Origin of the sequence: Mesorhizobium sp. M0047 (genome assembly GCF_040323315.1) — a bacterium.
GTDB lineage: Bacteria > Pseudomonadota > Alphaproteobacteria > Rhizobiales > Rhizobiaceae > Mesorhizobium.
Genome location: NZ_JAMYUW010000002.1, coordinates 12,217 through 25,417 on the forward strand (window position 1 = coordinate 12,217; position 13,201 = coordinate 25,417).

Here is a 13,201-nt window from a genome sequence, read left to right on the forward strand (position 1 = left end):
CATGTGAACGCGAGGCAAGGTAGCCATGGTTCAGGGCGCCTTCGGCTTCTGAGCCGTGCCCAGCCCCGCCTTGGGTTTTGCAGGCGCGGAAGCAGAAGTTTTCATCTTCGCCTCGATCCAGCCGGTGTAGTTGGCCAGCCGGGTGTAAATACCATAAGCGTCCTTGTGGCCGCAGGCCGCACTGCCGTCAGCCGGGCCTTCGCCCCAGCTGACGATGCCGACCTGAACCGGGCCGCCGGTGCCGGTCATGAACAGCGGGCCGCCGCTGTCGCCGTTGCAGGCATCGCGCACGCCGCTCGTGGTGCCAGCGCAGATCATGTTGCCGGTCAGCGGGTCGGTCATGTCGGCGGCGATCGCATTGGCGGCCGCGTCGATGCCTTTTTCCGAATAGCGCATACGGTGGGACAGATCGCCAAGTGCTGCCTTCAGGTCATGCGCATAGATGGCCTTGATGCCGCTGTTGCAAGCGGTGTTCGGCTCTAGATCGAGGTCGGCAACCATCAGCGTAGTCGGGAAGGTGCCATCCTGCATCTTGCCCCAGCCGGTGACCGTTGTCTTGCCGGTATCGGGCGTTGCGTCATGGGTGACCTTGATGGTCGGCGCATCGGCCGGTTCAGCAAGCCGGAGCAGGCCGAGGTCGTTGTCGAGAGTCTGCTCGCTGTAGCCTTCGTTGACGATAACCTCCACCACCTTGTGGCGTTTACCCTCGCTTAGATCGGTGGCGCCGGTCAGCACGGTGACGCTCTCCGGCGAAATCGGTCGACTCTCGTCGTTGAGACAGTGTGCCGCCGTCAGCACCCATTGCGGTGCGATCAGGCTGCCGCCGCAGAACTGGGCATTGGCTTGCGAGACCGGGTTCTCGTCCAGCCTGTCGGTGGTGAGCAGCGCCACCTGAAATGGATAGGCGCCCTTTTTTGCCTGGTTGCCGCCATAGACGCGGTCGGCGCCGTCGGGGTTCTCCGCCGCGGCCTTCGCTCTTGCATCGGTCACCCTCTTCATTGGCGAAACCGCCGCTTCGGGCTTGGCGGCAGCTTCGTCCGCCTGCGTGGAGTTGGCGCCCGCAAGGGCGGCAGCGATGCCGAGCAACGACGCGGCGGCGATCGGCTTGAACCGATGGATAATGTGCACCTGAAATCCTCCTGAGACACGTTCCCGAACGAGCCAGCCCCGGTGCATGATCAACGAAACAGTCGCCGGCAAGCAGGCGTTGCTTCGCGGACCGCGTTCCCGTGCGGAACCCACTCAAAACCCTATAGCCCCCCACGGGCTACGTGGAAGCGATTTGTCATTCCAATGTTGTATTAATTTAGGCAATATATCTGTGCGGGGTGTCTTTGGCGGGGCCTTCGATAGACCGTATGGGGTGATGATCAGGTTCAGGCGCCGGTAATCAGGCCCGTTTTTCGGCTTCACCACGATCTCGACAATATTTCTATATCTTGATCCAGTCCTTGCTGACTTTTGGGAGAGTCTCACCATGACAAAACTGACAAACGTACTTATTGCGTCCGCATTGCTTTCCACCGCAATGTGGGTGGTGCCGGTTTTCGCCGCCGATCCTGGCTCGGCCAGTGCCGGCAATGGCGAAAGCATGCGAGACGTGATTTCAGGCGACTACAAGCCAGGGCGGGCAAAGCCAATCGCGCCGCCGAAGCTGACTGACGAGGACAGCCGCGCCGCGCCGCTTGCTGACGAAGCAACGGCTGTCAAATCCTATGGCATCGTCGGACGGTCCGCCGATGGCAAGGAGATCAAGATCGAGCCGAGCGAAGCGCTGAGGGATCTTATCATCAAGGAACTGAATGCTCCGGCCAATGGAAAAGACGGGGCTGAGCGGAAGACCGAGGATCCGGATCTCGGCGAAGGCGAAGCCGGCCGCCAGGTTTTCGGCACCGACGATCGAGAGCAGGTCAAGAACACCAAGACCTATCCGTTCTCGGCGATAGGCTATCTCGAAGCCAAGTCGGCGAAGACGGGCAGTTATGGCAGCTGTTCGGCAACGCTGATCGGCCCGCGCACGGTGCTCACGGCGGCGCACTGCCTCTACAGCCATGAGGATAAGGACTGGCTCTCCGAGTATCTGTTCGTGCCGGGCCTCAATGGCAGCACCGCCGATGACGCACCGTTCGGCGCCTTCGCCTTTGAAAGCGCCTATGTGCTGCAAGGCTTCATCGACAACTACCAGGGCTATTATGGCTCCGTGATCCCGTGGGATCTTGGCATCATCACGCTGAAGGAGGATGTCGGCACCAACCTCGGCTGGCTGGGCTACGCCAACTATGACGATCTCGGCGACTTCACGGCCAACCTCGTCGGCTATCCCGGCGACAAGCCAATGGGTACGATGTGGAAGGCAAACTGCGAAGTGCAGGCCGAGAACATCGCCCCGGAATATTTCCAGTATGATTGCGACACGTTCCCTGGATCGAGCGGCAGCTCGGTTTATGCCTATGACAACAACTCCAAGCAGCGCATCATCACCGGCGTCAACGTGGCGGAAAGCCCCGACGCGAACACAGCCGTTCGCTTAAACGCTGCCAACATCCAGTGGATCAACAGCCTGTATAAATAATCGCTGCGCATTCGCAGGGGAAAGGCGGCGGAGCAATCCCGCCGCCTTTTGCTTGGCGGCACTTCCGCTGCGGTTCTCTTGCACGAGGCTGGTTCGCCGACTACGCTTGAACGGCCAAGAGGTTGGCATCCAAAGGGGTTTTGGGATGGTGCGGGTGAAGGTAGTGTTGGCGATCGCGGCCGCGTCGATGCTGGTCGCATTGATGCTTTCGCCAGCCTTCGCCGATCCGGCCGCCGCACCAGCCGCTGGCGTCTGGGCGGAACGGGTGCAGATCCTCTACCAGGCAGACACGCGCTCCGTGCTGCGCAGGACGGTACGGGTGTGGGATTTCCATCCGGAAAAGGGCCTCGACTTCGTCTGGGAGCCGGCGGCGGGCCGGTCGCCTGACCGGACGATTGCCGAAGACGGCACCATCAACGGCAGGGGCAGGCTGGTGTGGCGAGTGCGTGGCTCGGCCAGCTATGATCCCAAAACCATCTATTCCAGCTATTTCGGTGACATCAGGCAAGGCCGCCCCGACGGGCAGGGCCGGCTCGAGCTGCGTTCGGGCGAGGTTTTCGATGGACATTGGCTCGCCGGAGAACTCAACGGCAATGGCGTCCATCTCGATGTGAAGGGCAACCGCTACGAAGGTCAGTTCGTTGCCGGCGTGCCGAATGGCGAGGGGCGGCTGCTGTCAAAGACGGGGGAGATTTTTGCCGGCTCATTTGTCGACGGGTTGAAGGATGGCAAAGGCCGCACGCGGCTGGCCGGAGGCACTGCCTACGATTCGCAATGGGCAAGGGGCAAGGAGGTCGGCGGCTCGCGCCCCGACGTGCTGGCCGACGCCAAAGTGGGCGGACTCCTCAAGGCGCAGACCGGCGGCGGCGATGCTGGCAAAGTCGAGATCGGCGTGGCCGTCGACCAGCGCATGACCCAGCAATCCGACATGCAATACCAGCATCTGGTGCGCGACGAGGACATCGCGATCTATCCGCAATCCGATCAGTACAATGACAGCTGGAGCGGCACCGGCCAGGTCGCCACCGGCAATGTCTATCAAGGCATGGATTGGGAGGACTCGCCGGCCTTTGCCGAAGTTGATCTCAAGACGTCCGATCAGTCCAAGGTCAAGCTCGACAGCCTGGAGATGAGGGTCGCCGCCAGCGATGCCTATCGTAAGCCGATGCTGTCGATATCGGAGCATTTCGGCTGCGTCGGCTTCAGGCCGGATTTCTCGATCGTCAACAATGGCTGGGGCGACGCCAAGGACATGAAGATGTCGATCCAGTTCACCGCGGTCGATGACGAGGGCAATCCGACCGGTGATCCCAGCCGCATGTTTACAAAGGACGTCGGCAGTTTCGGCGACGGGGTCGACGTGTCGGTCAAGAGCGTGCTCACGGAGGCCGGCGTCGATACGGCCAGCCTGGAGACGGGGCGTTTTCCCTGTCCTTCGGTAGACAGTCTCAATGTCTGCCGCAGCCAGCTGACCAACAAGATCAAATTCGGCGAGGTCGCTGACTATCTCGACAATGTCGAACAGGCGATGACGCTGAATGCGATCGGCAAGTTCGACTATTCCTGGGCGGATGACGAAGGTCATGTCTACCAGCAGAGCGAGCCGTTCCGCACCTCCATCACCATGGCGGTCTTTGAGACACCGGAATCAATGGCCGAATGCGGTGATGGCGGTGGCGGTACGCCGGAAGCCATACGTTACCAGAACATCGAGTTTCCGATCGGCAAGCACGACTACACAATCGCCATGCCGGTGCGCGGCAACAAGAAGATCAGCGCCTATACGGCGCGGCTGAAGATGTGGTCGTCAATGTCGTCGATCCACAGGTTCAGCATCGCCGCGCATTTCGCCGACGGCAGCGTGCGCGAGAGCAAGCCCGTAACCTTCTTCTATTTCCGCCCCAAGCAGTCGCTGTTCGAGACCAAGACCGAGCCGGCGGCCTGCTACTTGCCGCGCGATATGGTCGGCTGCGGCTAGGGTGCCTTGATATTCAGATGATGCCGGCCTGCAAACGGCAGCTTCCTGCGCTTCCGGTGCTCGCGTACAAAAAGTACGCTCCGCTCCGGTTCTCGGAACCTACCGTTTTCGACTCGGCCTGACCTGAATCTCAACACACCCTGGAAGCGTTCATTTTCTGCCCATCTCGAAATAGTTGGGCAGCGGGATGAGCCTGGTGAAGATCGTGCCCTGGGCAAAGACGCGCAGTTCCAGCATCGATCCCGATGACCGTTCGGCGCGCTGGTCGAACAGGAAATTGCCGAGCGAATAGACCTCCGCCACATCGCCGCCGGCAAGCGGGACGATCGCCTCACTCGACACATGTGGATGGCCGCCGACTATGACTGAAGCGCCGCGCAGGCGCATCTGGTCGGCAAGTATATCTTCCCGCTTCGACGGTGCGGTCTTGTATTCGCGGCCCCAGTGGACGAAGGCGACCACTGGCCGCTCGGCATCCTCGTGCAGCAGCCGGTCGAGCAGGGCAGGGATGAGCAGGTCGGTGTTCTTCGAACCGTTGGTGTCGATGTCGGTCAGGCCAACCAGGTCGATATCGGCAAGCGCCAGCGTCTCGCCCTGCCCGAAATGCGGAATGCCGGCTTCATCCAGGGCGCGCAGCGTCTCGGCGTAGCCTGACGGGCCGAGATCGTAGGCGTGGTTGTTGGCGAGACCGACGCCGGCGACATGCAGCCTCTTCAGCATGTCCACAGCCAGGCCCTCCGGCATTGCCAGCGTCATGTCGTCGATCGCTTCCGGAACGTTTGGCAGGATGACACCTTCGAGATTGATGATCAACGGCCGCGATCCGGTCAGCGCCAGAACGTTGCCGACGATGCGGTCGGCTACACCGTCACGAACCAGGATCTTCTTCATGGCGCGGCCGAAATTCACGTCGCCTGCGAGATAGTAGATCCTGTCCTTTGGCCGTGTCGGATTGTTGAAGCCCGGACCGAAGGCGCCGAACAGCGCAACGACATAGCTGGTGGTCCGCTCGACATAGTTCGAGGTGTGTTCCTGCGAATTCTCATTGGCGACGACCAGAGGTTGGGCGCCGAACAGCTCGCGCTGCAGCCTCGTCTGGATATAGAGCGCGCCGACGGAATCGGCATGATCGGGCTGGCGAAGTGCTGACAAGCCGTCGAGCGACCCGGCGGCCAGCAGGTTCAGCGACTGCTGGTCGAATCGTAGCGCGTCATGCTGCGGCAGATAGTGCGAGAAGTCGGTGGATTCGACGATGAGCGTGTCCTGGTCGACGATCGGCTTCAGCGCCTCGGCCAGTCTGTCCCAGTCGCCGCGCCGTGCCTTGACCGACATCGCCACGGGAACGATTTTCGCCTCCGGGAAATAGTGACGCAGGAACGGCAGCATGGCGCGTACGCCATGCTCCTTGTCGAACAGGCACGATTCCTTGACCATGTCGCCGTTCGTCTCAAGCCGACGCACGGCGTCGGTGTCGGCTGCGACCGGGCCAAGCACGGTGTCGAAGCCGCGCAGCGTGGTGGCGTAGAGCTTGTGCGTCTTGTGGAAGTGATCCGGCGACAGGATGATGATCCGTTTGTAGCGGAAACCGGACGCCGCCCGGAACCCCAGCGCCACCAGATCGGCGGCCAGCAGATGGTGCGGCACCGTGATGCCGGTCAGCCGCTGGTTGGACGGCTCGACATCGGCGACGTTGGCGATGGCCTCCTTGAACAGCGAGGCGTCGTCGTAGAAGGGCGGAAAGTTCTCGCTTCCGGGTGGACAGACGACCGGGGAAGCGAAGGTGGGGAGGGGCAGGAGAGTGATGGCGAAGATCAGCAGGATGCTGGCCGGCGCGCAGGCACCCCCCTCTGTCCTGCCGGACATTTCCCCCGCAAGGGGGCAGATTGGCAGCTTCTGCCTCGCGAGTTTTCTTGCAGCGCTGCAGATCAGCGTAAGCAGCCCTGACAGCAGATCTCCCCCCTTGAGGGGGAGATGGCCGGCAGGCCAGAGGGGGGTGCGTTGGCGCGGGCCTGGCCTCCTCATGGCTCGGCGAGCACAATGTTCTCCACGCCGCCGACGTAGTAGAACGGCTTCTGCTTCGAGGACGTCAGCCGCACCACCTCGCGAGAAATATAATCGGCAAGGCCGAACAGCGTGACGCCGCCGTCCGAAGTCCTGGCCTTACCGCGCAGGCCTTCGAGGATCGAATAGGTGAAGACGCCGTGGCCGAGCTCGGGCAGTTCGGCGGCGGTGTTGTTGGCGGCGGTGGCCGAGAACACGACAATGCGCGCATCCTGCGCGTCCTTTTCCAGGCGCGGGTTGAAGGCGTTGGCGGCATGGCAGGTGTCGAGCAGCATGAAGCGCATGCCCTTGGCGCGCTCGACCGATTTCTGGATGTCCGACCAGTCGACAAGCGAAGAACGCTTCCAGCGTTCGGCATCCTGTTTGCGGCCGTCGGTCGGGATGAAATAATAGTCTTCATCGATGTTGATGCCGTGGCCGGCGACGAAGATGATGGTGGTGTCGTGCTCGCCGGGCCTGTCGAGGAAGTCGGCGAGCTGGTCGTCGATCGTGTCGGAGTCGGGCTCCATGATGCCGTCGGCACTGGCGACTGCATAAGTCTGTCTGGCCTTGTCGGAGTTCTCGTCGAGTGCGTCGCGGTTGACCAGAACCAGCGTTTCCATGGATGAAAACAGCGGCGCTGATTTCTGGGAGATCACCTTGAGAAACTCGGTGGCATCATCGACGGGGTAGCGCAGGTCGCAGGCATGGCCCGAACAGGCATCGGTCAGGAACGGATATTTGTCGACCCCAATGACCGCTACATAGAGCTTGCCTTTGGCCTCGGTCTTCTCGGTCTTCCTCGCCAGTGCCGTCACGCTGCGTTCGGTCAGATAGCCATATTCGTTGGTGCCGGTGATGCGGATGGTGTTCTTGCCGTTCTCGACCGGTATCTCGACAATGGTGCTGTTGCCGTCCACCGAGCGCGCGGTGACATCGCCGACATTGCGACTGTTCGACAGGATCGAGAAGCCGGCGACATCGGTTCCAGCTTCCTTGGCGCCTGATATCTCGACGGCGACGTAGCCGTCGCGGACCTTGCTCTGGTCTTCCGCCAGACGGATGCCGAACTCCGGCGGCTTGCGCTGCAAAAGCTTCTGCAACTCGTTGTCGACGCCGGGCCGCATCTCCTCGACCGCCTGTTTGGCGCTGCGCAGGATAATTGCCCGGCGCACCATCTCGGGGCTCCAAAGATATTTCTTCAACTGCCCGGCGCGGATGAAGCGGCCTTCATGATCGCGGCCCTGGTTGACCTGCCAGCCGATCAGCTTGTCGCCCTCGTCGGAGGAATAATAGTAGCCCTGCGGCATCCAGACGATCCATTGCGAACCGGCGAAGAACATCGAGATGATCAGTTCGTGCGTCTTCAGGTTCCAAAGCCTCAGCGTCTGGTCGGCGCTGCCGGTCACCAGCAGGCCAGCCTTCTCCGAGGCGACCATGGCATTGATATCGGCCGTATGGCCGGTGTACTCGCCCGACACTTTCGCGGTCGCGGTTCTGTACTCGATCAGCGTGCCGTCATTGCCGCCGGTGATCAGGCCAAGACCTTTGCCGATCAGCGTGTAGGCGGAATGGACAAAGCCGTTGGTGGCGTCGTTTTCGATGCTGCGCACCAGCTTGCCGCCATTGGCAATCTCCAGCACAGCGTTTTCCAGTGCGTCCTTGCCGCCCGTCGCGGCGCGCAGCGACCACTGGCCGTCGACAAGGGCGGCGCGGTCGAACGAGCTTGGCTCCGTCAGCGGCTGCGGGTCCTCGAAGAAGCGTTCGGTGGTCGGCAGCACCAATTTGTTGTCCAGCGCGCCCTGCTGTTCGGGACAGGCCACGCGCTCGGGGCAAGGGTTGGCGTTGCCCCAGGCGACGACGTCGTTCGCCGCGTCGATGCCGACGGCGGTTACAGGTTCGCCCACTCCCTGCAGCAGTGCCTTGCGTTCGCCGTTCGCGGGATCCCAGACCTGGATGGCGTGGCGCGTGCCGCCGGCGGTTGCGACCAGCGAACCATCGGCGTTGGCGCCGCTGGCATAGACAGTGCCGTCATGGCCGGTATAGTCGAGCACCTTTTCGCCGGTGTCGGTGTTCCAGACGATGGAGCGGTGTGTGTCGGCGCAGCGGTAGCCGCAGGAGGCGATCAGCCGCGCATCCTTGGCGAAAGTCAGCGAACCGATGAAGAAATCCTGAGTCGGCATGGCGCGTGCCAGCGTGCCATCGGTCGCGCGCCAGAGCTGGACCTGCCCGTCCTTGCTGCCGGTGGCGAACAAGGCCCCGTCGGGCGAAACGGCCAGCGCCATCACGCTGATGTCCCGCAGCGGCTCGGCTACGTCGGGCAATGGGATCTCCTCGCCGTTCACGACGTCCCACAGCCGGATACCATTGTCGGTGGTCGTCGCGGCCAGTCGGGTTCCACCGGCGGCGAAGGCGAGCTTGTCGATGTGCCAGGAATCGGCGTCGAGCTTCTTGTCCAGTGACCAGCCGGTCGCGGATTTGTCGTCAAAGCGCCAGAGATAGACGATGCCGTCGGCGCCACCGGCAGCCAGCGTCTTGCCATCGGGAGAGAAGGCGAGATCATAGGTCGCGTAATCGGCGGCCTTGAGTACAGCCTTGATCTTGCCGGTGGCAAAGTCGAACAGCCTGATATCGCCATAGGGCGGCTTGTCGCCAAGGCTGGCGCCGAAATAGCCGCCTGCGGCAATCGTCTTGCCGTCGGGCGAGACCGCGATCGCGAAGATCTTGCCGTCGCTGCCATTGCCGAGATAGCCGCGGATAGTGCGCAGCGTCACGCCACTCCGCCAGTCCCAGATGCGGATGGTTTTGTCACTGGATGCCGAGACGATGTCTTCGCCATCGGGTGTGAAGGTGAGATCGGTGACTTGCGCGCTATGGCCGCCAGTGTCGAGGTCGAGGTGGAAATCCGGTGCGTCCTCGGCACGGGCAACCGAAGTCCCGATCAATGCTCCGCCCAGAGCCAGCCAGCGGCAGGCGCGCATCAGGCGGAGGTCGATTTTTCCCATCGCTATTTGACTTCGTCCGCAGGCGGCGCATTGCGCACATAGGTCTCGATTGCCGAGGCAAAAGCGGGTGAACCCGCCTTGCGCTGCTTGTCGACATAGCCGGCAAAATAGCTCCAGAACGAGACGGCATAGTCGCGGAAGTACGCGTCGGTCACCTTGCGCGAACACAGGTCGCCGTCGACGCAGAAGGATAGGCGGTTGAGGAAATAGACGATGCGGTCGAAATTCTCGCTGAAATCGGCGAGCGGCATGTCGCCGCCGGCGGCGGTCATGGCTTCGATGCCGATCCGCTGCCGGAACACCTGCTCCTCGGTAGGCGAGGGGTTGGCGCTGAGCAAATTGTCATATTTGGCATTGAGAGCCGTTAGACGATCTTTCAGCGCGCGCTGCGCCTGCTGGTAGTCTTTGTTTTCCCAAAGTTCGACCAGCGACATGGTCTGCTCGACGCGCTTCTGCTCCTGATTGGCCAGGAACTGATAGACCGAGAACATCAAGGTGAAGATGATGGCGAAACGCACCGCCATGCCCGACCAGGCATAGGCCAGCATGCGCCAGTCGCGGTCGGTGAAGGGATTGCTCTCCTTCTTGATCTCATGGCTGCTCGGCCACGGGAAACCCTCTGTGGTTTCCGGCAGTGGCGATTTCGCGGCAAGTGCCTTTGCGGGCACTGCTGTTTGCCTGGTGTTGCCCGCCGGTTTCTTCATCCGCAGCTGTCCAGTTCGATGGTGGCGGAGGGATCCAGCACGATGCCTGGCGCCTCCAGCTTCTTTTTCAGGCATTCCAGCTGCAGGCGCGAAATCATGAACTGCACGTCGGGCTCCACCGCTCCCTTGTTCGGTGACGGCAAGGCTTCGACGACGCCGCGCGAGGCGCAGTTGCTGAGATCGACGACAATGGCACCGCTGGCGCTTTTGACGATCTGGTCATATTGATCGAGAAAACACGTCGCCAGCTCCGAATTGGTGACGATCTGCTTGACGCACAGGCCGCAGGCCTCGTCCGCAGAGGCATTGGCGATCAGCAACAGGCAGCCGGCAAGGCCGGTCACTGTTCCACGCCAGGAAAACATAGAATTCTTCACAATCGGTCCTATCCGTTTCATCCGGCCGTCATGCACCAAGGCTGCGGCCGGGAATGTTCTCTTATCGCGTCGATGGCGCAAGGGTTGGCAGTCGCTCCGCCATCGGCTCAACCGCGCGGCACCGTCTCCATCGGGAAGATCATCACCGCGCCTTTAGGCCCGCCCTTGTCGGCAAGCCGCATCACCGAGCGGGTTGCAGGCGCCATGCCGAGATCGGTCAGCATGTCGGAGAAGCTGGCTGAGCCCATTCCGCGTGTCGCAGAGGCGACGCCGTCCTGTGCCAGGAAACTCAGGTCCTGCTTCTCGCTTTCCGGCGGTGCCTCGGTCAGAACCGCAATCATCCGTTCCATGCCGAAGCTGGTGTCGGTAAAGGCCAGCAGTCCCTCCTCTAGCATGGCTTGAGGGGCGAGGCGCTCGGCAACGATGTGGGTGATCGAATAATCGCTGCCGACATAGAGCACGTTGATGTCGACCTGAAGGTCCGAGCTGTTCTTGGCCAGCACATGCACTTCGTCGCCCGGCGAGACGCGCGGCACCACCGAAGCTTGCAAGGGTTCGAGGCCGTCCTTGTCGCGGCGTTTGACCTGGAACTGGACGTCGACGTCCTCGGGCTTGTAGTCGGAGGCCGCCGCCAGCCGCGAAAGCCCGGTGGCGCGGAAGATGGTGCGCAGGTTCCTGGCCGTTGCATCGACCAGCTTCTGCCGGTCGTCCATGTGGATGATGATCAGCGGAGGTTTGCTGCCGGCCTTCAATGTCACGTCGCCCGACGCGGGCAGGAACCACAGCGCCGGCTTGTCGGTCGCATCCTCGGCGGCGCCGGGAAGAGCATTCTCGCGCAGCACCGCAAGGCGGAGCTCGGCGCCTTTGCCGGGCTCGACCAGCTCGATGTTGAAACCCGTCTCCTTGGCTGTGGCCAGTTCGTCGAGAACCGAATTGACAAGCGCGGTCTCCGTCTCAAGTCCCTTGGCCACGGCAGGCCGCGCGACGACGAGCTTGTAGTCGACGGCGATCTCTGCCACCCGCGCATAGGCGTTGGCCGGAATGTCGGCGACCTTGAGCGCCGGCTTCTTGTCGAACTCGACCGGCTTGACGCGGCTTTCCAGGTTCTTTGCCGACAGCACTTCCAAAAATCCGATCGCGTCGGAAAGTGGGGACAGCGCCGAAGGCAGGATGGCGAGCTTGCTGCCGGGGGTGAGTCGGTGCAGCAGCCCGGCGCCGATCGTCGCCTCGCCATCCTTGATGACGACAGGCCACTGCATGACCGCGTCGGTCTTGTCGGTGCCGAACACACGGGCATCCAGTTCGCCTTCGAACAGCGGCGTTGGCCGGGTGCGGCTGTCGGCCGAATATTGCTGCAGCACGGCCTGGCCGAGTTGGCGGTAGGTGACGTTGGGATTCTCGGCCAGTTTCGACAGGATGGTGAAGGTGAACAGGCCAAAGCGCGGGGCATCCGTCGCGCCTTTGGGCAGCGGCATTTCGGGGGTCGTCTCCACCGTCTGCGCGGCGTAGAAGGCGACCAGCTTGCCCTTGGCGATTGGTTCGCCGCCGGTCGGGGTCAGGTTGAAGGCAGGCTTGCGCGTGCCTTTGTCGTCGATGCCACGCGAGCCAGCGGCCGATGTCACCTCGTCGTAGGCCTTGATCGCAGCCGCCCGTTCGGCCTCACTGCCGCCGACCAGTTCGGCAAACTCGACCTTGCGTTCCAACTCGTCATCGACCTCGACTGCCCGTGTCGCGGTGCCGGAGTGGCAGCAGTCGAACACGACCCAGACGAAGGCGCCCTTGTTTCGAATGGCGTCGAGTGCGGCGCCGATCTCGTTGTCGACCAGCGCATTCGGCACGCCGGCATCGCGGTTGATCCATTTGTCGATGTCGACCGGCAGGAAGATCTCGTCGAGCCCGTCGGTCTCGTCGCCCTTGACCATCTGCGGCTGCTGGGCGCCGTGACCGGACAGGTGCAGATAGACGAAATCGTCGCGCTGAACCTTGGCGGCAAGGTCGGCCAGAGCGGCCTTGATCGCCGCATGGGTCGGCAGGCCACTGGCGCCGGGGACATCCTTGGCGAGCAGCGTGACATTCTCGGGCGCGAACCGCACTGGGTCGGGCACGTTCTTCAGAAGATATTCGCGGACGAGCCCGGCATCGTTCTTCGGACCGACCAGCCAGTTCCTCTGCGGCAGAGCAGGATATTCGGTGCAGGCGACCAGCAGCGCATGGTATGTGCGCGATGCGGCCATGGTCCGGAACGACACCATGCCGGCCATCGTCAGCGCGGACGTGCCGACCAGCAGCGTCCGCCGCGTCAATTTGATCATGATTGCTTCCCCAAGCCCGATCGAATTCCCAAGTGACGCTATCCTTGCCGAGGATTTTGTCAGTATTTTGAATGTTGCATCGGAGAGCAACCCGCCTGTTATCCTGCTCCGATCGACAAGGCGCGGTTCTCGGCAGCCTTCCGGCGCAGAGATGCTGGAAACAGTAGCAAAAATGCCTGTTCGTCGCTATCTGGGTGGGACAGGGGTCGTTTG

8 protein-coding genes are annotated in these 13,201 nt (G+C 62.3%); 2 read left to right on the plus strand and 6 right to left on the minus strand.

Translation table 11 applies throughout. The features are described 5' to 3' along the window. Positions 1-30: 30 nt before the first annotated feature. Positions 31-1,128, minus strand: a complete 1,098-nt coding sequence (locus NKJ89_RS01825) for a S1 family serine peptidase (protein ID WP_352599380.1) — start codon at positions 1,126-1,128, stop codon at positions 31-33. 349 nt (positions 1,129-1,477) lie between these two features. Between NKJ89_RS01825 and NKJ89_RS01830 the strand changes: the two genes are divergently transcribed. Then, positions 1,478-2,572 carry a trypsin-like serine peptidase gene (locus tag NKJ89_RS01830; RefSeq protein ID WP_352599382.1) on the plus strand — a complete coding sequence of 365 codons (1,095 nt, stop codon included), beginning with the start codon at positions 1,478-1,480 and terminating at the stop codon, positions 2,570-2,572. A gap of 154 nt (positions 2,573-2,726) precedes the next feature. Next, positions 2,727-4,550, plus strand: a complete 1,824-nt coding sequence (locus tag NKJ89_RS01835; protein WP_502904071.1) for an MORN repeat-containing protein — start codon at positions 2,727-2,729, stop codon at positions 4,548-4,550. A gap of 150 nt (positions 4,551-4,700) precedes the next feature. Here NKJ89_RS01835 and amrB read toward each other — a convergent pair whose 3' ends face one another. The 5 genes from amrB to NKJ89_RS01860 form a co-directional block, all read right to left on the minus strand. After that, complete coding sequence (gene amrB / locus NKJ89_RS01840; RefSeq protein WP_352599386.1) at positions 4,701-6,413, minus strand: AmmeMemoRadiSam system protein B; 1,713 nt, start codon at positions 6,411-6,413, stop codon at positions 4,701-4,703. A 155-nt stretch (positions 6,414-6,568) separates the two neighbouring features. Next, a complete protein-coding gene (locus tag NKJ89_RS01845; protein WP_352599388.1) occupies positions 6,569-9,595 on the minus strand; it encodes a hypothetical protein in 3,027 nt (1,008 codons plus the stop codon). A gap of 2 nt (positions 9,596-9,597) precedes the next feature. Beyond that, entirely contained in the window at positions 9,598-10,299 is a 702-nt protein-coding gene (locus NKJ89_RS01850; RefSeq protein WP_352599390.1) for a DUF4760 domain-containing protein, read from the minus strand. Continuing rightward, positions 10,296-10,664: a hypothetical protein gene (locus tag NKJ89_RS01855; protein ID WP_352599392.1), complete on the minus strand. Its 369-nt coding sequence runs from the start codon at positions 10,662-10,664 to the stop codon at positions 10,296-10,298. Before NKJ89_RS01855 ends, NKJ89_RS01850 begins: the two co-directional genes overlap by 4 nt. Positions 10,665-10,783: 119 nt before the next feature. Beyond that, positions 10,784-12,988, minus strand: coding sequence for a caspase family protein (locus NKJ89_RS01860; protein WP_352599394.1), 2,205 nt, complete (start codon positions 12,986-12,988; stop codon positions 10,784-10,786). Positions 12,989-13,201: the final 213 nt, after the last annotated feature.